The sequence below is a fragment of the Shewanella sp. Shew256 genome (genome assembly GCF_002196695.1).
GTDB lineage: Bacteria > Pseudomonadota > Gammaproteobacteria > Enterobacterales > Shewanellaceae > Shewanella > Shewanella mangrovisoli.
In genome coordinates this window covers 611,557-635,102 of record NZ_NAJR01000002.1, presented here as the reverse complement: position 1 = coordinate 635,102, position 23,546 = coordinate 611,557, and the positions used below count along the sequence as shown (strand labels likewise).

Annotated in this window: 21 protein-coding genes and 1 other RNA gene; 8 read left to right on the top strand and 14 right to left on the bottom strand. The window is 45.4% G+C overall.

Annotated elements, in window-relative coordinates; translation table 11 throughout:
• Positions 1–11 precede the first annotated feature (11 nt).
• The 5 genes from B5P39_RS05590 to radC all read right to left on the bottom strand — a co-directional run bounded on the left by B5P39_RS05590 (position 12) and on the right by radC (position 5,013).
• Positions 12–1,784 (bottom strand): ATP-binding protein, encoded by a 1,773-nt coding sequence (locus B5P39_RS05590; RefSeq protein ID WP_088210755.1) that lies wholly within the window; start codon positions 1,782–1,784, stop codon positions 12–14.
• Positions 1,781–2,965 carry an SIR2 family protein gene (locus tag B5P39_RS05585; RefSeq protein WP_088210785.1) on the bottom strand — a complete coding sequence of 395 codons (1,185 nt, stop codon included), beginning with the start codon at positions 2,963–2,965 and terminating at the stop codon, positions 1,781–1,783. Before B5P39_RS05585 ends, B5P39_RS05590 begins: the two co-directional genes overlap by 4 nt.
• A gap of 188 nt (positions 2,966–3,153) precedes the next feature.
• On the bottom strand, positions 3,154–3,699 hold the full coding sequence (locus tag B5P39_RS05580) for a recombinase family protein (RefSeq protein WP_088210754.1): 546 nt from the start codon (positions 3,697–3,699) through the stop codon (positions 3,154–3,156).
• 400 nt (positions 3,700–4,099) lie between these two features.
• Positions 4,100–4,537 (bottom strand): DUF2787 family protein, encoded by a 438-nt coding sequence (locus B5P39_RS05575; RefSeq protein WP_088210784.1) that lies wholly within the window; start codon positions 4,535–4,537, stop codon positions 4,100–4,102.
• Complete coding sequence (gene radC / locus B5P39_RS05570) at positions 4,534–5,013, bottom strand: RadC family protein (protein ID WP_088210753.1); 480 nt, start codon at positions 5,011–5,013, stop codon at positions 4,534–4,536. Before radC ends, B5P39_RS05575 begins: the two co-directional genes overlap by 4 nt.
• 753 nt (positions 5,014–5,766) lie before the next feature.
• Between radC and B5P39_RS05565 the strand changes: the two genes are divergently transcribed.
• Positions 5,767–6,090 (top strand): transcriptional regulator, encoded by a 324-nt coding sequence (locus B5P39_RS05565; RefSeq protein WP_088210752.1) that lies wholly within the window; start codon positions 5,767–5,769, stop codon positions 6,088–6,090.
• A 142-nt stretch (positions 6,091–6,232) separates the two neighbouring features.
• Positions 6,233–8,959, top strand: a complete 2,727-nt coding sequence (locus B5P39_RS05560; protein WP_088210751.1) for a phage/plasmid primase, P4 family — start codon at positions 6,233–6,235, stop codon at positions 8,957–8,959.
• A 105-nt stretch (positions 8,960–9,064) separates the two neighbouring features.
• Here the strand turns inward: B5P39_RS05560 and B5P39_RS05555 are convergent, their stop codons facing one another.
• The 9 genes from B5P39_RS05555 to pspA form a co-directional block, all read right to left on the bottom strand.
• Positions 9,065–10,300, bottom strand: coding sequence for a site-specific integrase (locus B5P39_RS05555; RefSeq protein WP_140418324.1), 1,236 nt, complete (start codon positions 10,298–10,300; stop codon positions 9,065–9,067).
• A gap of 70 nt (positions 10,301–10,370) precedes the next feature.
• Positions 10,371–10,468: signal recognition particle sRNA small type (gene ffs, locus B5P39_RS05550), an RNA gene on the bottom strand.
• Positions 10,469–10,693: 225 nt separating this feature from the next.
• On the bottom strand, positions 10,694–11,059 hold the full coding sequence (locus B5P39_RS05545; RefSeq protein ID WP_088210749.1) for a ComEA family DNA-binding protein: 366 nt from the start codon (positions 11,057–11,059) through the stop codon (positions 10,694–10,696).
• Positions 11,060–11,289: 230 nt separating this feature from the next.
• Positions 11,290–12,483 (bottom strand): methionine gamma-lyase, encoded by a 1,194-nt coding sequence (gene megL, locus B5P39_RS05540; protein ID WP_088210748.1) that lies wholly within the window; start codon positions 12,481–12,483, stop codon positions 11,290–11,292.
• Positions 12,484–12,801: 318 nt separating this feature from the next.
• Positions 12,802–14,004: a TIGR01620 family protein gene (locus B5P39_RS05535; RefSeq protein WP_088210747.1), complete on the bottom strand. Its 1,203-nt coding sequence runs from the start codon at positions 14,002–14,004 to the stop codon at positions 12,802–12,804.
• Positions 14,001–15,461 (bottom strand): YcjX family protein, encoded by a 1,461-nt coding sequence (locus tag B5P39_RS05530; RefSeq protein ID WP_088210746.1) that lies wholly within the window; start codon positions 15,459–15,461, stop codon positions 14,001–14,003. The genes B5P39_RS05535 and B5P39_RS05530 overlap by 4 nt, the downstream gene beginning before the upstream one ends.
• Before the next feature lie 94 nt (positions 15,462–15,555).
• A complete protein-coding gene (gene pspC / locus B5P39_RS05525) occupies positions 15,556–15,942 on the bottom strand; it encodes an envelope stress response membrane protein PspC (RefSeq protein ID WP_088210745.1) in 387 nt (128 codons plus the stop codon).
• Entirely contained in the window at positions 15,929–16,168 is a 240-nt protein-coding gene (gene pspB, locus B5P39_RS05520) for an envelope stress response membrane protein PspB (RefSeq protein ID WP_011071929.1), read from the bottom strand. The genes pspC and pspB overlap by 14 nt, the downstream gene beginning before the upstream one ends.
• A 17-nt stretch (positions 16,169–16,185) precedes the next feature.
• Entirely contained in the window at positions 16,186–16,869 is a 684-nt protein-coding gene (gene pspA / locus B5P39_RS05515) for a phage shock protein PspA (protein ID WP_011717539.1), read from the bottom strand.
• Positions 16,870–17,046: 177 nt separating this feature from the next.
• Between pspA and pspF the strand changes: the two genes are divergently transcribed.
• From pspF to B5P39_RS05485, 6 genes are all read left to right on the top strand, one after another.
• Positions 17,047–18,135 carry a phage shock protein operon transcriptional activator gene (pspF, locus tag B5P39_RS05510; RefSeq protein ID WP_088210744.1) on the top strand — a complete coding sequence of 363 codons (1,089 nt, stop codon included), beginning with the start codon at positions 17,047–17,049 and terminating at the stop codon, positions 18,133–18,135.
• A gap of 69 nt (positions 18,136–18,204) precedes the next feature.
• Entirely contained in the window at positions 18,205–19,830 is a 1,626-nt protein-coding gene (sapA, locus tag B5P39_RS05505) for an ABC transporter substrate-binding protein SapA (protein WP_088210743.1), read from the top strand.
• The gene (locus B5P39_RS05500; RefSeq protein WP_011623239.1) at positions 19,830–20,861 is read left to right on the top strand and encodes an ABC transporter permease; all 1,032 of its coding nucleotides are present in this window, start codon (positions 19,830–19,832) and stop codon (positions 20,859–20,861) included. The genes sapA and B5P39_RS05500 overlap by 1 nt, the downstream gene beginning before the upstream one ends.
• Positions 20,848–21,738, top strand: a complete 891-nt coding sequence (locus B5P39_RS05495) for an ABC transporter permease subunit (RefSeq protein ID WP_011623240.1) — start codon at positions 20,848–20,850, stop codon at positions 21,736–21,738. The genes B5P39_RS05500 and B5P39_RS05495 overlap by 14 nt, the downstream gene beginning before the upstream one ends.
• Before the next feature lie 3 nt (positions 21,739–21,741).
• Positions 21,742–22,749 carry a peptide ABC transporter ATP-binding protein gene (locus tag B5P39_RS05490; RefSeq protein WP_023267527.1) on the top strand — a complete coding sequence of 336 codons (1,008 nt, stop codon included), beginning with the start codon at positions 21,742–21,744 and terminating at the stop codon, positions 22,747–22,749.
• Positions 22,730–23,515, top strand: coding sequence for a peptide ABC transporter ATP-binding protein (locus B5P39_RS05485; protein ID WP_011717543.1), 786 nt, complete (start codon positions 22,730–22,732; stop codon positions 23,513–23,515). Before B5P39_RS05490 ends, B5P39_RS05485 begins: the two co-directional genes overlap by 20 nt.
• Positions 23,516–23,546 lie beyond the last annotated feature (31 nt).

The window sequence follows — 23,546 nt, the reverse complement described above, 5'->3', positions numbered from 1 at the left end:
ACATACAGTTCCTAATTCCAAAGCGAGCCTATATCAATGTCATCGCTGTCAGGTCTGCTTTCTTTTTTCATTTCATAAAACTGAACAACCATAGGAATATCAAACGAAGTCCCTGTTACAACAGCACATCCCTTAGACAAATTTGGTATCAACTGTTGAGACAGTCCATCTAAAGAACTAATTGTATTCTCAAGCAGTTTTAGATCGCGATCATTCACTAGCCGATGAATAAAGAAATTATGTAGCTGCGACATAATCGTAGGAGAAATATCAGCTGGCCTTTGGCTTGATAACGTCAAAAAAAATCCAAATTTACGACCCTCCTTGATGATTTCTTCAAACAACTCCAACCGATAATCTTTCCAACTCTCGTGTTCACGATTTGACTGAGTAGAGAGAATGTTATGTGCTTCATCCACTATCAAGTGAAAAGTCTTCCTCGGAGGGCTCTGGTTAATGACTTTTTTCTTATGAATACCATAATAAAATTTGGCAAGTAACAACGGTAGAACCTTTTTAATTTCTTGGTTTGTTTTACGAAGAGAAATAACCGAAAGTAATCTGCTTTCAGTTTCTTCATCACTAACATTAAAGACTCGATCAAGAGCCGTTAGTGATGCATCAACCCTTTTAAGTAAAGGCTGAATATGCTCAAATTGAACAAATCCACTAATAAGGTCAGCTAGTAGTTGGGTATTTATCCTCAACATCAATTCATTGAAAGGTGATAATTTATTTATTGTTAGATTTTGTACAAGATTTTGAAAATTATTTCTATATGCACTGTCGTTAATTCCGCCACTTAAATACTCATTTGAATTTGGAAAATACAATTTCGATTGTTGCCCATGCCATCCGAGTTCTTTAACTTTTAGCTCTAAACCTTTCGCTTTAACTAGCTTAGATATTGTACTGATAAGGTCTACAAACTCTTTTTTTTGAGCTATACTAGTTAATGCTCGTTCAACCGTTAACTTCACGTATATCTGCAAACTATCAGGTCTATCTTTATACTTGTTTCTACCTGATACTATCCGACTAAGAAATGGCTTTTGAGTGTTCTCTGTTGCTTTGAATAAAATACCGAATAACTCATCATCCCAAAACACATCACTGGTTAATGGAAATCTATCACCATCGCCTGTACGAGTATCGAGTTGATATACTTTTTTATTCGCACCTTCTGAGATCAACTGATTCTTCGTATATTCACCGTTAAAATCCAAAATAACAAAGTGACTATTATCTCTAAATTTATCCAATTTATTTTTAAATAAAATGGTATAAAGATTGGTGAGAGTATTTGATTTACCACTCCCAGTATTACCAAACACACCAATATGGGTATTGAATAATTTCTGCCAAGGCAAAGAAACAGGAATTTCTTCTGTAAGTGTCTCGCCGACAATGAAGCTTTCATCGGGCTTTCCAAAAATAGATTTAACTTGCGATTCACTGATAAGATATGCAATATCGCGAATCATCGGAAGATGCTTTATACCTTCGTGAAATTCGTCAAATTCGAAATAACCGATTGGTATCAGCTCTACCTTCCGAATATAGAAATTGTTCTCTTCATCTTTAAATCGCTCATCAAGATATTCACCTTGAACCCTAGCCACAATATCCTTGAAACCACGACGAATCAATATAAACTCCTGAATTGAAACGCCACTAAACCTTTCTCCATTATAAAACAGAGTTTCCATATTAGATTCTTCATACAACTCTACAATGATATTAGTACCCTTAACTGAGATCACTTCACCGACTTCAATACTCATTGCTTTCCACCAATAACTTCAGGCATCTTAATTACGTTCTCATCTACAACATCCTTAGGCTTGAAAATAGTGAAGTACTCATCATTTAATAACTCGAAGTCTAAATTTTGGTCCTCAGAGAAAATGTATTTTACGTTAGGGTATTGACCAAACAATTGTTCCATCGAATTTTTGCCATGTTTGCTATAGCACACAACATATACTGTAAGAGATGGGTTTGACAATGCACGCTGAACGAGGCTAAGGATATGCTCATCGGCGAATGAAAATCCAAAAGTGATAAGCACTGATTGTGGCCGTTCAAGTTCATAGCTCAAATGTCTAAGTATTTGGTAGTAAGCATCTTCGAACACCGTTTCATGAAATTTCCACTTTGTAGGGTTAACAATTGGCATCTGGTCATAACCTCGCCAAAACTCATCAGCTCTTAATTCAGAAAGATCATCATATTCTTCAATATTTGCATCTAGATCAACTAGTGTCTTCGTTTTATCGTAAAGAATATCCTTGCATTCATCTAGAATCTGAGTTTCCTTTTCATTGAAGTTGAAAAAGTAGTTGCTAGCAGCGTAGTTAATTTCAATATCACCTTTATAATTCTTTTCCCAATTAACTGAGCCATGAGCATGCAATAAGTTTATTTGAGGAAGGAATTGATCATGACGGTCTAGTATCCCTTTATTTACTATACGATTGTTAAAGTTTCTTGTATGAAATGTCCGAGTTTGAAATCCTGCTCCCCCATCATTTACGTCAAACTGAAATTTCTTTTCAGCCATTAACTCTTCACTGGCGATTTCAAGACAATTATCGTAGTTAGTAGTAAAAATATTGGCTCGCTTGGCAGTTGGTTTCTGTTTATTCAAAACCTGAATCAAAGTAAAGATGAACCGCTTATATTCGTGAATAACTTTTTCTTTTTGAGGTAATCTTGGGGGTCTAGGTGGCGGTGTTGGTAAACCAGGTTTGATGCACTCTCGGTAATACAACATAAAAAGCATGGTTGTCATTTGTGCATCATCTTCGTAATGCTTTGCCAACGTTTCAAATGTTTGCTTATTTCCATGCTCATCTTTAATTTCTAATGCTAGTGTTGGCAAAAAACCTACCGAAGCACCCGCACCAAGAAGGAAATTGAGATTGTGATCATAGATTTGATGTAAGTTGAATTTAGCAGCCATTAGAAATCCATCTCTTAGAATTAGTTCGCCAATATGAAGTTTGGTTCCACCGGCGTTATAAGCCACTCATGGTGACTAATAATCATACGCCAACCAACTTCCTTTAACAGCAATTTAATGAATATTAATAAGTTTTACAATTGACACCCAGCAATTTCTTAGGGCATCGGAATATGATTAAGGCAACCCTAAGATTGCCTTAATGAAGCTCGTTGAACACTCGACAGCGATATCCCAAGGCGCTTTGCAATTTCCGATTTATGTACGTTCTGAGCAAGAAGAGCAGCAACCTCTGCTTTCTTCGACATCGCTGTTGGAGCCCTTCCTTTATACTTGCCCTTGGATTTTGCTATAGCGATGCCTTCTGCTTGCCGTTCAAGCATTAATTCACGCTCAAAGGTGGCTATAGCACCAACCATAGTAAGCATGAGCTTACCTGTGGGTGTCCCTGTATCAATCCCGAGGTTCTGGATTTTTAGGGCGACTTTCTTGTTAGCTAGAAACTCCGCAATTTCCAGCAGATGGCGGGTATTCCTTGCCAGTCTGTCTAGCTTGGTAACGACGACTGAGTCACCTTCTCGAACAAACTCTAACATCAGCCTTAGCTGTGGGCGGTCATCCTTAGCACCGCTGACTTTCTCCTGAAATACCTTATCGCATGTGCTTAGTGCTGCGAGTTGAGCATCTAAGCTTTGTCCTGTGGTTGATACTCGGGCATATCCAATAATTGCCATAATGGCTCTCCTTAGTTGGTCAATAGGGTCTAGGCTCACTGACCAAACGTGTCAAAAGTCGGAAATGAACCCATGTGACACGGTTTTAGCGTCCGTTCTTGCTATGTCACATGGGCTTGGTCTATTGACCTGAACGATGAACTCTAGGAAATCTCCTTTTCCTCATCCTCATTGTTCAAGTCATGCTCTGTTGGTTGTCTTACCCAGGGCTCTTCTTCCGATAGATATCGTTCAGCGAATGCTTGGATAAGGATTGGCACTATGGTCAGTAGTGCAGCTTTAGCGACCGTCTTAAGTAAGTCGATACGTCTTTCTCCTATGGTGGTTTTTCAGGTAGCCGAAAGCCCACAACCGGAATTCTGGTAGCGATTGGCTTAAGGTTGCTTGAAGGGAGTTGGGGTTAGTCCCAGGTGATCGTTATCAGATAAACCTCATCGATAACGTAGCTTCTGAAGTTGGCTTCCCAAAGTCGGTAAAGACCTTTGAAATGGCTTAAGGGATGATATCCAACATAAGCCTGATACCCTGTACCAGCAGAGAAATTGAAGTCTACCTCCTTCTCCAACTCAGGGTACGGGCGGCCAAAATAGGCAAAGTCAGTGATGTAACACAGGTGCCACTTGCCAGTGATTGATGAGTACTCCAAACGGATCTCGACAGGATGAAACCCACCTGAATCTGGGGAGTAATCAGGATCACGGAAGTTAACTGTGACTCCCTTAGACTCTTCTGGACGCCAACAGTCCACCAGCAATCGCGTGATGATTTGAGTCAGACTTAGCGTCACTGGTAACACTTGAGTCACTGCCTCATGGGCTATCTGTAATGAATCGCTCATAACCATCCCCGCTCGGCAAACGACACCACATCCTCATGACCCACCACAAAATGATCAAGGACAGGCACATCGATGGTTGCAAGAGCCACCTTGAGGCGCTCTGTAATGCGTCTATCGGCTTCTGAAGGCTCTGGCATACCCGACGGATGATTATGAGCGAATATCACTGCTGCTGCGTTTGTATGGACAACTCGCTTGATAACCTCCCTTGGATAGACTGAAGCGGAATCTATGGTGCCAAAGAAGAGTTCTTCACAGGCAATTAGACGGTGTTGGCTATCCAGTAGTAATACTGAAAAGACTTCCCGCTCATATTCCGCCATCTTGAGCCAAAGGTAATCTTTAACGAGTTGAGGGGATGTTAACGTGTGCTGGGTAACACGGTGATAGCGAGACTCAAGGATTGCAATCGCTTCTCTGATAACGGAATCCTGAGCGGCATATCGAATACTTCTGGTTTGTGATGAAACAGACATAATCTTCTCCTGACTTATTGATATACATCAGGTTTCTTATGCCTTATTCCATGGTGAAAAATGACGGTATAAGTGAATTAGCACGCACCACTAGACATTAAAAGCGGTGACATATTGTGCACCTAGCAAATCACACATCGGGAAAAACCGAATACTCAAAAAATCACACATCCCAATGCTGAATTACTCAAAGATGCCCAATTGACGCCTGAAAAAGAGAGCATCACATAAACAAAGCCAAGAAAAACCAGCTTTTAAGCATTCAGGACTGAAATGATATCGGTCTTTCCCACAACAAAACTCCCAAGCCTGTTTTCTCACAGCACTAGAAATCCGATAGTTAGGATGAGGTAGGAATCTAATTTTATCTATCTGAAAGCTCCTCACCTGCCCCTAGAATTAATGAGCCAATAGCTATATAGAGATCTTTGTGCTGCTGATTTTTCAGCATTTTTAGAAAGTACTATAGGAAGAAGTAGTAAGAATAGTTTGGTAAGTTTGCTGATTTTTCGGCAAACCTAGAGGAAGAAGCAAGACCGCAGAAAAACAAACTACACGTTTACTGCTCTTGCACATTGAGAAAGCAATTCTAACAAACATTAAAAAAAATTAATGTTCGTGTTTTTACGCAGCAATTCGGCACTTTTATCAAAATCTTCAGATTGTCTAAAAATTACCCATTGACTATTGCTTAAAAATTATTAAATTAATGTTGTCGGCGACATAATATGTCCCGCTGACAGGAGCAATGAGATGCAAAATCAAGAGACTACAGCGAAAGTTTCTACACTCTCTGAAAGTAATAATACAGTAATCTACCGGATGCCGTATGAGTTGTTTAACGACAACTTAGGCCAAACGATGTTCGAGATAAGCCGTATGCCGCTGGTGGATGGTTTACTGTTGGGAGGAAGAGAAAGTCTCGCAAAGGCCTTGGTGAAACGGTGTGGCTATTCTCTAAGAACTGCTAGACGGCATATCAAACGCTTAGAAATATCAGGACTTCTTATCAGTACAGAATACCAAGCTCCTTCAAGGTTGAAAGGAGTCTCTCTCTACAGTCGCTTGTTCGACTAAGAGTAAATGCCCCGACCGAACACTAATGGATATAGTGCTAAATCGGGGAAGAGCCAACATATAGGCTCGATCGCCAATAAGACAAAATAAATCAATGACACATTTATTTTAGTCTGAGGCAACTGTAATAGGAGATGTCAAAATGGCATCAGTTACTAACCTGCCCAAAAGCGGCTTTAACCACACTACATTAGACGAAAAGGGCCTCGTAGGTGTTAAAGCAATGTTTGATTTACCTGAAGTGATCGCTTCGTTGTTAGGTAATTCAATCAAACCCACCCAAAGCGATTATTGCCAGCTAGAGGAAGACGAATGTCCATTCTGCGGGCATCAAGGATGCTTTAAGATCTACCACAGTGATCCAGATAATCAGAATTATCACTGTTTCTCCTGTGAGGCTCATGGAGATATTTTTCAGTTTCTCGAGTCGCAAGAATTGGCTGAAAATGCCTTTGATGCTGCCAATAAGCTGTTAAATGGTGAGATTGAAGAAGCAACCATCATCACTGAATCACGGCCCAAGAAACCCAAAGCTGAACCGATAGTATTGACTCCAGAGCAATACCAACGCAGACAAGCAGTGTTTGTGGCCGCTTGGGAATATTACTTTGAGCAAATGATTGATGGTGATGAACAGCCTCTCAATCAGCTAGCCACGAAACGAAAAATCAGCAAGTCGACGCTGGTGGATTATGGCGTAGGATATTCACGAGGCGAATTGTGGCGTTACCTCTTAGAAAAGGGGTTTGAGCTTCAAGATCTATATGACTCAGGACTAGTCGAAGAAGGAAATTTTTCACCTCGGGACTACTTTCCAAAGAATGTCTACATCTTTCCTCATTATGATGAGTCAGGCGATATCTGCCGATTTACCTTTAAAGATCCCTTGAAAGAGAGGCAGTATCAGCTCCCTAGAAAGTACTGGCTAAATGATATCCAGTTCTATGGACAAGACTCTATCACTAGTAAAGGCTCGGTAGCCATTGTTGAAGGTGAACACGACCTGTTGGCGTTATATGAACATGGCTGGGAAGGTGCTATCTTAGCCACCAATGGCTCAATAGGACAAAGTCAACGAGATTGGATCGTTCAGCACCTACATAGTCGTAAAGTTGTTACTTTTTTCGATAGTGACAATGCTGGTGAGCATTATCGTGCCCTATTCCAAGAGCTTGGTTTGGATTCACTGATTCAAGTGATCTTACCCGAGGGACAGGGGAAAGATATCGATGATTATCTAAGGCTTGAAGATTCTCTATCCATAGATGAACTTGTCGAACAATACGGCGTTATCGCGAAGAAAGTGCCGACTGTTTCAAGTCCAGCCATCAACCAAGATAGAGCGATTGAAGTACTTAGCAACCAATCTCAAGATGATACAGATGAGCATTGCCAATCATCTATTTTCAATGAGTTTGATGAAAATACTTTGAACGATGTTGGTAATGCTGATCGATTCAATGTGCTTTTTGATGACAGAGTTGTCTACGTACCAGAGTTAAATTGCACACATATCTATGAGGGGGACAAGTGGGTTCCCAGCAATGGACGAGAATTAATACTTGCCCGTAAAGTAGGTGAGGCAATCATTACTCAAGCTAATTGGATGATTGAAGAATCTTTTCGCACCAAGAACCAATCCATGCAGGAGGAAGCTGGGCACCTATTACGGTTTGGTCGCCAGACGCTTAACCGGAAAAAATTGACGGATATGCTAGAGATTTTCAAATCCGCCAATCAAGTTCCGGCGAGTAAATTCGATTCCGAACCAATGGTTATGGGGATTAATGGAGGGGTAATAGATTTGTATACGGGGATGTTCTTTAGAGCAGAACCGGATATGTATATTAGCCGTTCAAGTAACCTCGACTACGATTGTGAGGCTCATTGTCCACGCTGGCTCCAGTTTATCGATGAGATCACGTGTGGGGATGTCGAATACGCTAAGTTTCTACAGCGAATGGTTGGCTACATCCTGACAGGTCGTACAGATGAACAAGTCCTGTTTTTCTTACACGGTCATGGCTGTAACGGTAAAAGCACTTTTATGAATATTATCCAGGAGTTAATGGGTGGATATTATCATCAGATAAGTAGTGATGTCTTACTGCAAACTAATAACAGCAGTAAAGGACCGAACCCATCATTAGCGAAGCTAATAGGTAGTCGTCTTGTCGTTGCAAATGAGCTCCCTGAAGGTTCTCGCATGGATGAAAACCTTGTGAAGTCGATGACAGGTAATGATGTAATTGTCGCTCGTCAGCTTTACGCCAAGTTAGAACTTGAGTATACCCCTATGTTTAAGCTCATTATGGTGGGTAACCATAAACCAGTCATCAGAGATACTAGTCCTGGTATGTGGCGACGGATGATCCTCCTTCCCTTTGATGCCAGTTTCAACCAGCAACAAATGGATCCTCGACTGTTGGAGAAACTCTATGGTGAACTACCTGGTATCCTCAATTGGGCTCTTGAAGGTGTTCGTATGTGGCTTAAAGATGGTATTAAAGCCTCAATACCAGATTCTATTAAGTCTGGAATTTCAGAATATCGTCATGAGTCAGACTTACTAGCTATGTTCCTTGAGGAATGCACTAGCCGAGGTGACTTTGTATACACCGATGAGCTTTACGATGTCTTCCGGAAGTGGGCTGAACGCGATGGTGACTGGAAGATGACTCGTAATATCATGACCAAACGCTTAGTGGAGAAAGGCTATGAAAAAGGCCGCCATTGTAGCAAGGCTATGATAAAGGGCATAAAGCTAAAGTCTGGGTTTGATGATTGTTCTGAGTCGATTCAAGCAATTGAGATAGGAATGAAACACGCATCCAATCTTAGCCTGACTCCTGAGAAATACATTATTTAAGCTGTTAATCTCCTAAAAAAGAGAGACTCTAAGTCTCTCTTTTCTTATTAATGCCAGTCACAGCACCGAGAAATTCAGGAATTGTTACCATATCCCTTAACCACCTCACTCCCAATCCAGCGCCGTTACTACCTTCAGTAAATTCTCTACCTTATATTCTTTACCGTACCGATCAAAGGTTATGGAACCATGGGAATGCCCTAGCAACCCTGCAACCAAGTCAGAATTAAACTCCTTCCGCTTGAGTTGTGTAGCAACAGAGTGTCTTATACCGTGCAAAGTCTCAACATTGGTCCACCCCAACTTCCCCTTGAAAGTTGAGAACCACTTAGACACCTGATGGGAGTACCCTCTATCAAAGTTCTTTGTCAATTCTGGGAACAACCTTTGATGTCCTAAGCTACGCTGCCATTCCACAAACTGAAGTAACCCCATCGCTATTAACTTAGGATGAATAGGAATAGCCCGTTCTGATGTAGGGGTCTTTATTGTCTGGTCGGGATGGACAGCACGAATCAAGATACATGGATGACCATCAATAACTGTGAAATCATCTAGATACAACTGAGATAACTCTCCGATACGAGCCCCAGTGTACAGAGCTAAACGTGGAATCCATGCTTTGAAAGGTCGACTTAGCTCTGAAACGTCTGGGATAGCTGTCAATAACTGTTTAACTTGAATATCTGTTAAGGCTTCCCTTTGGTTACTGGCCTTAACCTTAGAAGTAATCTTAATACTCAATCCAATCATGGGATTAGTTACATCATAATGAGGCACAGCCCATTGCATCATAGCCGACACACGGGTTAATTTTTTATTGAGAGTTGTTACAGATAACTTACTGTTATTTTTGATAATATACTGTTTGTATTTCAGCGAAAGTGACCTGTTGAATTTAGTGATTTCAACATCACCAACAACCTTAATCAACTCCGAGAATGTGGAACGATTGTGCTGCTCAGTATGTGGAGACCAAGCCCTCTGAACTAATTTCTCTCTACAGAATGAGGCGACAACAGAGCTCAAAACTGGTGCTTTAGGTATCTGCTTAGGTGCAGTCCCAGACACTCTAACCACTTCTTTAGGATATTTTTTATCTGTATATGGCGTGGTTATAGTCTGGCTTGAACTACCCTCAACCACTTTACTGAGTAATTGCAGGACTTCCCAAGAACGTCTAACAGCCTCGAGTCTATCTCTTGTTTCTAAGGATTTCCGAAGCTCCCCTTTCCCGATAGCATTTCGCTTTTCTTCAGGCACGACTAATCTGGCATACCAGATACCATGACGCGATCTAAACAGATATGGGAATGAAACTGACAATGAATTTCTGCTCAAGTGTACCACCTAGTGTACCACCAGAGACAAAACTAATTAAATCATTGGAAAATAAAGGAATTTGGAGGTTCCCCTAGAGCCGACACCCCGGCACACGAGTCGCTTGCTGCGGTTGCTCCCTTCCGGGCCTGGCCGAGTTCACAAGTTATCATTGCGGGGGGACCCTAGGGTCACCATAACTTCGAGTGTATCACTTGGTGGATGATCACTGAACGACGCGGATTATCCCCCATGGCTCCTATGGGATCAAGTGCTAATCCGTCCGTTTGGCAAATATCCGGTTTAATTGGACAATCTATAGGCAAACTAGCCAAGTGAAAATGATAAAAGCCTGCTAATGCAGGCTTTTTTTTATAAGGGCTCCAGCACCAAGAGTCTGGAGGTGCCTTATCCCTAGAGCTTTATCATATGACGATTTTGCTCAATTAACTTAGCGCCAATGCCAGAGACATTGGCTAGCTCATCAATGGCCTTAAATTTACCATTTTGCGTTCGATAGTCTATGATGGCCTGCGCCTTAGCCGCTCCAATGCCCTTAAGCAGCTGTAACTGTTCAGATGAAGCGGTATTAATATTCACCTGAGCCGAATCAGGCATGGCCTGCTTAGCATCGGTAGTTGCCTTTTTAACCTCTGTCTGAGCTTGCGCTTGAACTTTGCTAACATCTTTTGCGGGATCCGCCGCCATCGCAGGTAAAGCGAATAGGGTGGAAAATGCAATGGCACTCACCATCGCGGGTAAACGATGTGTTATTTTCATAATGCTTCCTCTCTCCTTGAAATTCGGCCTTTCGTCCTACTTCCGTGGCCTTCAATCAAACATAGACGAAGCTTTTATGAATTTCCAAACGGCTCAAAACAAATATTGCGAATCGCTAACATAACCCATTCTTTGCTGATAGCGTTGTTGGTGATGTAGCACACAATACGTCGTGCCATAAAACAAAAAGGATGCCAAAGGGCATCCTTTGGCTAAGAACCACAAAACCATTACGCCAGCATCGCCAAAGCTTGGTTTAAATCCTCGATGATATCGTCACAATCCTCTAAGCCGATTGAGATCCGCAGTAAATTATCGCTTATTCCAGCTGCCTGGCGTGCCTCTGGCGTGTAGGGTGAATGGGTCATGGAGGCCGGATGCTGGATAAGAGACTCCGCATCCCCTAGACTCACAGCAATTGAAAACAGCTTAAGGTTACCGACAAAGGCCATGGCTTGTTCAAGAGAGGCGGCTAACTCAAAGGCTATCACGCCACCAGCTCTCGCCATCTGTCCACCGATAAATCGATGCCCTGAATGGGATTTGAGCCCGGGATAATACACCCGAGTCACTGCGGGATGTTGCTCCAAAAACTCGGCGACACGCTGGGCACTGTCACAATGGCGCTGCAAACGCACATCTAAGGTTTTCAGCCCTCGCAAAATCAGCCACGCATCGTGGGGAGACATCACTGCACCGATATCCTTTAGGATTTCATATTTCACTCTGTGCAGTTGCTCTTCACTGCCACACACGATGCCAGCAATTACATCGCCGTGCCCATTCAAATACTTAGTCGCACTGTGTACCACTAAATCGATACCGAATGCTAAGGGTTGCTGCAGTAATGGTGTCATAAAAGTATTATCGACAATGCTGACAAGTTGATGCCGTTTCGCAATATCGACGATACCTTTGAGATCAAACACCTGTAGATGAGGATTAACCGGAGTTTCACAAAAAATCACCCGAGTGTTGGGTTTGATGGCCAGTTCAATCGCGGCTAAATCGGTAAAATCGACTAAGGTGACTTCGATGCCAAAACGGGCAAATTGGCTGGTCATAAGGGCAAAAGTACAACCATAAACCGCATTGGAAGCCACTAAATGATCGCCCATCTGCAAGTTAGCCAGCAGCGCCGCCGACACAGCCCCCATGCCAGAGGCCGTTGCCGCCGCCGCTTCTGCCCCTTCTAAAATCGCCATTTTACGCTCCAGCTCGGCAACGGTCGGGTTACCTAGGCGAGTATAAATATAACCGGGTTCGTTGCCAGCAAATCGCTCGCCACCTTGCTGCGCCGACTCAAAGACAAATGTCGCCGTTTGATAAAGTGGCGTCACCAAAGTACCAAAGGCTTCTCGCTCATGCCCGGCATGAATGGCTTGGGTTGCGGCTTTCCACGGCTTGCTTGATTCATCTTGCATTGCTCACTCCTTGTTGTCGCAGTGCCTCATTCGCTTGTTGTTTCATAGTTTGTTTGAATGAGACCATGCTTAGCATCTTGATAAGTCCTATTGATAAGTTAATGAAACATTAGCCCTATCGAATAAGCACTAACATACCCCGCCGGGCAGGCGAAACCAGTGCCATGGTGAAAATAGCATCAGAGGCGCTGTAACTAAGTTGTTACATTCAAGGATTTTTGGCAGACAATCAGCAATAAAAAATGCGCTAATGACAGGGTCATTAGCGCATTAGCATTTAGCCTTAAGTGCACTCGCGGTGTTGTGCATTCAGCTAGGTTACTTCTCTTTGGGTGTTGAGCCTGTTTTAAGTTCAGCAGCCTCCAATTGGCTCTTAAGCGCATCGCGCCCATCTTTAGTCAATAACTTACCGGCAAACTGTTTGAGCTCAATCAACAACTCTTGATGAACTTTGGACAATTTGGGGCGCTGCTCCTCCCTAAACTGAATAGGTCGACATAGCGCCATGGCTTGATACCCTAAACGCGCCGTGAGCAATCCGCCCCCTAAGCCTTGGGCGAGCCGTGCGGATAATTTCCCCGTCATCTCGACCGACAGCAGTTGGGTACCCAAATCGGTCACTAACTCGCTGGTACCGGCATAGATGATGTTAATGATGATGCTGCGAATAAGTTTAATCCGGCTCCAATAGCCTAACTCTATCCCATAACAGGCGGCGACATCCCGCAGCATGCGTTGGTTACGCCAAAGAATAATGGCCATATCCAATGCAGCCAGTGGACTCGCGGCAAGCAACACTGCTGACTCGGCCGCGTATCGACGGACGATTTTTTTCGCGAGTTCATCCCGCTCTGTCAGCACTAAGTCTTCAAATAGCAGCACTTTTTCGGCGTCATTGTGTTCATCTTTGAGCGACTGACGCAGCCGCTGTAGCCCCTGACTATCGGGATAATGGCGCACTATGCTATTGATAAAACCATCGGCCTCCCCCATTTGCATACTGAGGGCAAGCCTTGCGCCCGACTCTTGCGTATCGGCAACCTGCTTGAGGCGTTTTAATTTACGGTATTCGCCCAAGGCTCCGACCATAGCCCAGCTGCCGACTAAACCGAGTACGGCGCCATAAAAGCTAAATAACCAAGGACTTGCTAACCAAGCGTCCCGCAAACCTAATCCCGTTTGCACTAAAACCAGTAGTAATAATCCAAAGACGGAAAAGCGCGCCAGCCAAGACCAACGGCGAGATTGATGTAGTGCTGGCCGAATGGATGACACATCCAATGCTTGCGGATGGGCCGCTAAGCTATCATCGACAACCTCATCCACCGCTTTTAAGGGTGTCTGTGGTGCAAAAGCTTGGGCACTCTTAAGCTCATCGGATGCTGACTGAAGTTTGACCTTCTCAGAATCAAATACTTGTTGTTTTTTGAGCGGTTGGCTTTCAAGTGTATTTTCAGACACTGGCTTATCGAGCCCGTTTGTCTCTGACTCACTTGAAGCTGATAACGAATCTAAACTCATTCCAGTTTATCCCCCACGAGGTACTGCAGAAGGTGATCGAGACGGATATAGTCAAAATGCACCGCAGATGGATCGACATTGCTGTTATTCGGCGGAGCAAATCCCATAAAATGAAACCCTTGATCGCGCCAAAAGTTGGGCTCGGGTAAGCGAGTGGGCACTTCGCCGGGAAAAAGCGTCAGGGCTTGGCCGTTCAATCCAATCCCCTGCACAACTTCCACATCCCCTTCTTGAGTGGTCACCATGCCATGACGCGTCGCCTTAATGGCACTAATGGCCATAGTCTCGACTTTACAACCATCGAAACTGGCAAAGTGCTGGCTGTGTTTAAGCATATCGGTGAGCAGGGATAACACATGACTTTGTTGATCCCGCGTCACATGGTCAACCTTACTGGCGGCAAATAATAATCTGTCTATCCGCGGCGCAAACAATCGGCGTAAGTAACTGGATTGGCCGTATTGGAAACTTTCCATAATGGCATTTAACGCCGCGCCCATATCCTCAAACTGGGTTTTGCCACGGTTTAAGGCGCTGAAGCAATCAACCAGTACTAACTGGCGATCAAACCCCGCAAAGTGCTGTTTATAGAAAGGTTTTACAACCTTGGCGACATATTCTTGATAGCGTTTTTCTAGGACATGAAAGGCGCTGTGCCTATCGCTTTGTTTAAGCTCGCTCCACTGATTATCTGTCACAGATAACAGCGGAAAAAACGCCAGCAGCGGCGCGCCTTCCCACTCCCCTGGTAATAACATTCGTCCGGGTTGCGCCTGATAATAGCCCTGCACATGCACTAAATCGTGCAATAACCGTTGATACTCGTCGGCAATGCGTTTGAGCTGCAGCTCATCGGCCGTCTCGGTTAAATTAAGCGCACTTAACGAAGTTTGAAACTCAGCATATAAAGGCGAGCTTTTTAACACAGCGACACGTTGTTGCTGCGCGCTGCACCACTCGATAAAGCTTTGGCGCAGCATAGGTAAATCTAATAGCCACTCGCCGGGATAATCGACAATATCTAAATACAGCGTAGCGGTATCGGCAAACTTGGCTAGCAGCCCCTTCTGCGGTTGATATTTGATGGCTAAACGCAGCTCCGAAATCGTGCGAGTCGATGCCGGCCAAGTCGGCGGCGTCGAAGTAAGCGCTAACATTGCGCCCTGATAATCGAAGCTGGCAATTTCAAGATCCGGCTGCATCGCCCTCTTTACCCCAAGCAAACGTTGCTCACGGCTCACTTGCCACAATGGCAAGGCATTCCCATGGCGGGAATGGGAGACCTGAGAAGCCGCGCCACTATTGAGTAGTTGATTGACTAATCCGGTAATAAATGCGGTTTTGCCCGCCCCCGATAACCCTGTTACCGCGAGTCGTAAATGCCTGTCAGCCGTTCTATGGAGCAGGGATTGGCTCTTCTGAGTTAATTTATGGAGCGAAACGTCAAGCATTCCCATAAGGATGTCCCTAAATGTTGAATGAGGTTAACTATACACTGGATTTGACGGGAGATTAAGCAACAAGGGCGGACATGGCCGCCCTTTAGAGGGATTACAAACTATTGATTTGTCTTTTTAAATCAAAGTTATCAGATGTTACATGGCGTTCAAGGTTTTGCAGTCTCACCTCTAGGCTTCTAAATTGCCTGCTCACATCGCTCAGCGCTTGTTTAGCTGGCTCTCCCGATTGCCAAGGTTTCTTCTTCACCTCAATGTCATCCCTAACAGTGCTATTTTGGGGTTTGATGTCGAGTATCACCCATAACGCAACATAGATGATAAACACGACGCCCGAACCACCTAATAGGAAGATAGAAACCGCAAGTACTCGCACTAACCATGTTTCAATTGCAAAGTATTCGGCTATCCCCGCACACACACCTGCGACTTTACCTGAATGGGGAATGCGATACATAGTACGGCCACTAGTTCCTCTCATGTTTGCCCCTCCATTCAGGCGATTCTGAATCCAGAATGGCCTCTAAGGTTTCGATGCGTGCAGCCATCTTATCGGCTTTAGCAATCAAATCATTGAGCTGTGAAAACTCTTCCTCAGTGAGTCCCTGGCTCACTTGTCGCTTACTGCGATAATGAAGAACTAACCATATGGGCGCCACCACTATCATAAAGATGATAATTGGTGCCATTAGTATGTCCATATCCATAACTCACCTCTGAATTGTTATTCTTTTGACTTAGTCGCAGCTTTGCCTTTTACTTTGGCCTTTAATGCTTCCAGCTCGGCATTCACTGAATCTTCAGCTTCCAGTGCGGCAAACTCATCGGCTAATGTCTTTTTATTACCCAGATCGTAGGATTCAACCTGCGCTTCTAACCCTTCGACACGGCGCTCATATTGCTCAAATTTCAGCATAGCGTTGTCGATTTTGCTTGAGTCTAACTGCTTCTTCACTTCTAAACGTGATGAGGCGGTTTGTTTACGCAAAATAATGGTCTTTTGGCGCGCCTTAGCATCCAGTAACTTTTCTTGCAGCAGGCTAACTTCATCCTTTAAGCGCACAATGTGTTCGTCGATCACAGCCAACTCTTGGTTTAAGGTATCCACTAAACCCGCGGCTTTTTGTTTTTCAACTAAAGCGGCCTTGGCTAAATCTTCGCGATCCTTCGACAGTGCCAGCTCCGCTTTGTCTTGCCAATCTTGAACTTGTTCTTCAACACGGCTGATACGACGGATTAATTCTTTCTTTTCAGCTAACACTTTTGCTGACGTTGAACGAACTTCTACCAGTGTATCTTCCATCTCTTGGATAATCAGACGAACCATTTTTTCAGGGTCTTCTGCTTTATCGAGTAATGCGCTGATATTGGAGTTAATGATATCGGCGAAACGAGAGAAAATTCCCATAATGCTATCCTCAAATTGATGTTGGTCTCGCTTAGGGTAATACACTAAGTGTGCCAACTTTTATTTTATGTTTAAATTCATAAAGATAAACATATTTTTAACTTTTTCTTTATTTTATGGCTCAAGCCACTTATTATCATTTTCACCAAAATTTAGCGCGAAAGACTAAAAAATATCGTGGATAATAAATTTCAGCAAGACAACCTCATCGGCCAATCGAACGCCCTACTCGAAGTGTTAGAGCATGTGTCACAGATAGCGCCGCTCTCTAAACCTGTGCTCATTATTGGTGAACGGGGTACGGGTAAGGAGCTGATTGCTGAACGCTTACATTATCTGTCTAAACGCTGGGATCAAAGTTTTATTAAGCTAAATTGTTCATCTTTGAGTGAAAATTTGCTCGAAAGTGAATTATTCGGCCATGAGTCAGGTGCCTTTACTGGCGCCAAAGGCAAACACGAAGGCCGTTTTGAGCGCGCCGACGGTGGCACCCTATTCCTCGATGAGTTAGCCAACACCTCGGGATTAATTCAAGAAAAACTGCTGCGGGTCATCGAATACGGTGAATTTGAACGTGTCGGCGGCAGTAAAACCATTCAAGCGGATGTGCGCCTTATCTGCGCGGCTAACGAAGATTTACCCTCTCTCGCCGACGCCGGCGAATTTAGGGCCGACTTACTCGACCGCTTAGCGTTCGATGTGATTACCTTGCCGCCGCTGCGTTGTCGCCCCGAAGATATCATGACCTTAGCCGAATACTTTGCCGTTGGCATGGCGCGGCAACTTAAGCTGGAACTCTTCAGTGGCTTCAGTGCCAGCGCGGTCGATCAGCTGATGAGCCATGACTGGCCGGGGAATATCCGTGAACTTAAGAACGTCGTCGAGCGCAGTGTGTATCGCAGTAGCAGCGAAAACCGCCCTATTGAGCAGATTATTCTCGACCCCTTTGCCTCTCCCTATCGCCCCACAACGCGAGTGCGTACCCGAGAGCGCCAAATCTCCGCACCCGAAGCGCCGCTGAGCGCGCCCGTGATCACGTCGGCCAAAACCGATACCGACACGGCCGCCATTGCAGAGTCCATGAGCAACCCGTTTAGTTTCCCCTTGGATTTTAAAGAGCAGACCGAACGTTATGAGATGGAGCTTATCCAACAAGCCTTGTCGGCCAGTCAGTACAATCAAAAGAAGACGGCTGAAATCCTTGGCTTAAGCTATCACCAGCTGCGCGGCATTCTGAAAAAGTACAATTTGCTCGATAAAGCATAAGCAGATTGCCCACGGGCGAGATGCACTGCTAAAATAGCCGTTCATAGTCGATAAAATAATGATTTATAAATGAGTGTGCTAATAAGACGCCTGTGCCTATCAACTGCAGTTTTCTGCATGAGTGGGTTGTTGGTTGCATGTGGCCCCCAACGACTCCCTTCTGGTTTGGTCTATTGTTCCGAAGGGAATCCCGAGTCTTTTAATCCGCAGTTGGTAACCTCTGGCACCACTATCGACGCGACCTCACACCAAATTTATAGCCGCTTAGTGGACTATGATGCTCTCTCAGGCCAGCTCGTGCCAGCACTTGCAACCAGTTGGGCCGAGAGCGACGATGGCTTAAGTTACCGTTTCACTCTCAGGGAAAATGTTAAGTTTCAACATTCATCCCGTTTTACCCCGAGTCGCGATTTTAATGCCGACGATGTGCTGTTTTCCTTCAATCGAATTATCGACAAACATCACCCTTACCATGGCGTATCACGTACCGGTTATCCCTTTTTCCAAAGTATTGGCTTTTCAGAACAAGTTAAAAGTGTCGAAAAAATCAATGATCACGAGGTTATCTTTCGCCTAGCGCGCAAAGATGCGTCGTTTTTATCGAATCTCGCCACCGACTTTGCCGTCATCCTCTCGAGCGAATATGCCGATCAGCAACTGGCACTGGGGCACCCTGAAAATCTTGATCATTTCGCCATCGGCACAGGGCCTTTTACCTTAGTGCACTACGCTAAAAACGAATATATTCGCTATCGCCGCAATCCCGACTTTTGGGGAGAGCCCGCCAAAGTCGATATGCTGGTGTACGATATCACCCCAAAAAGCACGGTGAGACTGGCAAAACTTATCGCCGGTGACTGCAGCGTATCGGCCCTGCCCAAGGCGGGGGAACTGCCCGTTATCAAACAACATGAACAGCTGAGCATTGAGTCTCAACCCGGTCTTAACGTCGCGTTTTGGGCCTTTAACACACAAAAACCTCCTTTAGATGATGTACGCGTGCGCCGAGCCCTCGCCTATGCCGTGGATAAGCAGAATATCTTACGTGCCGTGTATCAAAACACCGCAATAGAAGCCATTGGAGTGCTGCCGCCAGCGTCTTGGGCCTACGACAGCAATAAAAAACTGTTAGATTACAATCCGCAAAAAGCGCGGGATTTGTTAAAAGAAGCGGGGATCAAACATCTCAGCATCGATATTTGGGCCATGCCCGTCGCCCGTGCTTACAACCCTAACGCGTTGAAGACCGCCGAGTTAATTCAATCTGACTTGGCTAATATCGGCGTTAAGGTCAATATTATCAGTTACGATTGGAGCGTCTTTAGCCAAAGATTGAGTCGAGATGAATATGACTCAGTCCTCATCGGCTGGAACGCCGATAACAGTGACCCCGATAACTTCTTCACACCACTGCTAAGTTGCTCGGCGATGCAATCAAACAACAACCGCTCTCGCTGGTGCAATAAAGAGTTTGATGCCATTCTAGACAGAGCGAGGGAAGTCTCGACTCAGGCCGAGCGCAAGGAGATTTACCAGGAAGCCGAAGCCTTCTTAGCTGAGCAAGTGCCAATGTTGAGTCTGGCCCATGCCAAGCGAGTCGCTCTCAGTCGCAGCAATATTCATGATATGCAGTTGACCCCCTTTGGTGGCATCTCATTTGCCCGAACCAGCCAAGCTGAGCAGGAGACACTCTGATGTTCAGATACCTGTTACGGCGCCTCAATCTGTTTCTTGCCACTTCGCTCGTGATGGTCGGCGTACTGTTTTATGCAACAGGATTGTTTCCTGTTGAACGCACCTTCGCCCTAACGGGTATCCATGCACCGTCAGAGAGCCAACTGGTGCAAATTGAGCAGGACTATAAGTTAGATAGCAATAAGGCCATGCAGTTTATTGCTTATTTACAGCAAAGGCTGAGCGGCAATTTGGGCGTCTCCGTCACCTCGCACCAGAGCGTGGCCGAAGAATTAAGCTCTGTGCTACCCGCCTCCTTCGAACTTGCGGTTATGGCGGCCGTGATAGCCATTGGTTTAGGTGTGCCGCTTGGCGTGTTGGCCTCCCAGAGCCAACATAAACTCACCCAAAATACCATTATGGCGATTACCCTGACGGGCTATTCCGTTCCTGTATTCTGGTTAGGTTTGTATTTGTCACTCTGGTTTGGTGTCGACCTAGGCTGGCTGCCAATTTCGGGGCAACTCAATCTGTTATATGAGATAAAACCTGTTACGGGATTTATGTTGGTCGACATTTTGCTGTCTGATTCTGAATATCGGATATCGGCCTTTAAAGATGCCTTATTGCATATCGTCCTGCCCGCCACCACGCTCGCCGTGCTGCCTTTTACCGTGGTAGTACGCAGCACGCGCTCGGCGATGATGAATGTGATGAACCAAACCTTTATCCGCGCCGCCGAAGCCAGAGGCATGCACACCAACACCATTATTTTGCGCCACGCCTTACCCAACGCGCTGATCCCCGTATTGAAGCACTTAGGATTAATGCTCGGAGCATTTGCGAGCTATGCGATTGTTGTTGAAATGATTTTCTCTTGGCCGGGTGTCGGTTCTTGGTTGGTGTCGGGTATTTATCAACGGGATTATACGGTTATCCAAGGCGGGATTTTAGCCGTGGCCTTGTTGATCATCTTTTTAAGTATTTTGATTGAAGTGCTGCATACCGTCTTCAATCCCTTGAGCAGAAAAGATCTTTATGCCTCCAATTAAAATTTATCAGGAAGATCAAATCGCCTCGCCGATGATGCGGGTCTGGCAGAATTTTTCGGCAAACCCCTTTGCCTTAGCGGGTTTGTGGACCATTGCTTTTCTGCTGCTGCTCACCCTATTCGGGCCAATGATTGCCCCCTTCTCACCCGAGGCACAGGATCCACGGGCTTTGCTGTTACCGCCCTCTTGGGACCCTTCGGGCACAGTGGCGCACTTTTTAGGCACAGACGATCTGGGCCGAGACATCTTTAGCCGCTTGCTACATGGGGCGCATTTAACCTTCGGCATGGCACTAATGATTGTCGGCACCGCGCTGTTTATGGGTTTCATCATAGGCTCGCTCTCAGGCATGATGCGCGGCTTAAAGTCCAGTATTTTGGGGCACTTGCTCGATGCATTGCTGTCGATTCCTTCACTATTAATGGCGATTTTAGTGGTTGCCGTGATGGGGCCAGGGCTTGAAAACGTCTTCTGGGCTGTGGGCATTGCCTTAACGCCGCAGTTTGTACGCTCCATTCATCAATCGGTGCATGAAGAGTTACAGAAAGAATACGTAACTGCCGCCCGTTTAGACGGCGCCAATTCGCTGCAGATTTTTTGGTATGTGATCATGCCAAACGTGTGGGAAGTGGTGATTATTCAAACCACCTTAGCCATTTCTGCCGCGATTTTAGATATTGCCGCCCTTGGCTTTTTAAGCCTTGGCGCCCAAGCTCCCAGTCCTGAATGGGGTGCAATGGTCGCCCAAGGCATGGATAATTTATTGACCGCACCTTGGACTGTGACCATTCCAGGGTTGGCAATTCTTTTTAGTGTGCTCGCCATTAACTTGGTAGGCGATGGCTTGAGATCGGCGCTTGCGCCCATCAGAAACTAACCTATGCCATTACTCGACGTTAGAAACCTGACCATTGAGCTCGACACACCCCACGGCAGAGTGCGCGCCCTTGAGAAAGTGAGTTTGACCCTGAACGCGGGGGAAATTCACGGTCTGGTGGGTGAATCGGGCTCGGGCCGCAGTCTGCTCGCCAGAGCCATTCTTGGGATCCCAGGCCCCAATTGGACCATTACCGCCGACCGCATGATGTGGGACGGTAATAATCTGATGGCCATGACCTCGAAGGAGCGCCGTAATCTGATGGGCTCAGATATGGCAATGATCTTCCAAGACCCGTCTGGCAGCCTTGACCCTTCGCAAACCGTGGGCAGTCAGCTGATGCAGGCCATGCCTAAGAATCCGAAGGCTTACTTTTGGCAAAAACACAAACATGCCAAACTCACGGCACAAAAGTGGCTGCATAAGGTCGGGATTAAAAATCCGCAAAAAGTGATGTCGAGCTATGCTTGGGAGCTTTCGGAAGGCGAATGCCAAAAAGTGATGATCGCCATGGCGATTGCCAACCAACCGCGATTATTGATTGCCGACGAACCGACCAACTCGATGGAGCTGAGCACTCAGGCGCAGATTTTCCGTCTGCTATCACAGCTTAACCAACTGCAAAACGTGTCTATTTTAATCATCAGCCACGAGCTTGAAACGCTGGCTCAGTGGTGCGATCACCTATCCGTGCTCTATTGCGGCCAAGTGATGGAATCTGGCCCAACGGAAGAACTGATCAATCAGCCCTATCATCCTTACACTAAGGCACTCTTGGATAATATGCCGGATTACTCGGGGATAGAGGCGCACAAGGCCATCATGCCGACTCTGCCAGGCTCGGCCCCCGCCCTGCAGCATCTGCCCATTGGTTGTCGCCTAGGGCCAAGATGCCCTGAGGCACAAAAGAAATGTGTTAATCAGCCAAGTTTGAGTCATTTACGCGACCGCTACTTTGCCTGCCATTTCCCTTACCACGGTGAAACGACAAATGACGACCCCACTGCTTAAAGTTAACGATCTCTTTAAGAGGTACGATACCGGCTATAAAGGCTTTACCCGCCAATATAACGATGCCTTAGCCCCGGTTTCCTTTGAATTAAACCGCGGCGAAACCCTAGCGATTGTGGGTGAAGCGGGTTCAGGTAAGAGTACGTTAGCGCGTATTTTGGTGGGCGCAGAGCCCCGCAGCGGCGGTGAAATTTACTTTGAGGGCGAGGCGCTTGATAGTCGCAATATTAAGCAGCGCTGTCGCCTTATTCGGATGATTTTCCAAGATCCCAATACTTCACTCAACCCAAGGCTCACCATTGGCCAATTACTGGATGAACCGCTGCGCTTTAACACTGAGTTATCCGCCAAGGAGCGTAGTGGCCAAGTGATTGATACCTTAAGGAAAGTCGGCTTATTACCCGAGCATGCGGATTTTTATCCCCATATGATTTCCGAAGGTCAAAAACAGCGGGTTGCAGTGGCGCGGGCGCTGATGCTCAATCCGAAGATTATCATTGCCGATGAAGCATTAACCGCCTTGGATCTCTCGGTACGCTCACAGATCCTCAACCTGCTGCTTAAACTGCAGAAGGACTTAGGCTTGTCCTACATCTTCGTGTCCCATAACCTGAATATTATTCGCCATGTCAGCGATAAAATTATGGTGTTACACAAAGGCGTGATGGTTGAGAAAGCCCCAACAGAACAGATATTTAATTCGCCTCAGCACGAATATACCCAAAGGCTGATTCAGGAGCAGAGCCTGTTTGTTCATAAGCGTTAAACTGCTCCAACCACTTAAATATTCAGGCGAA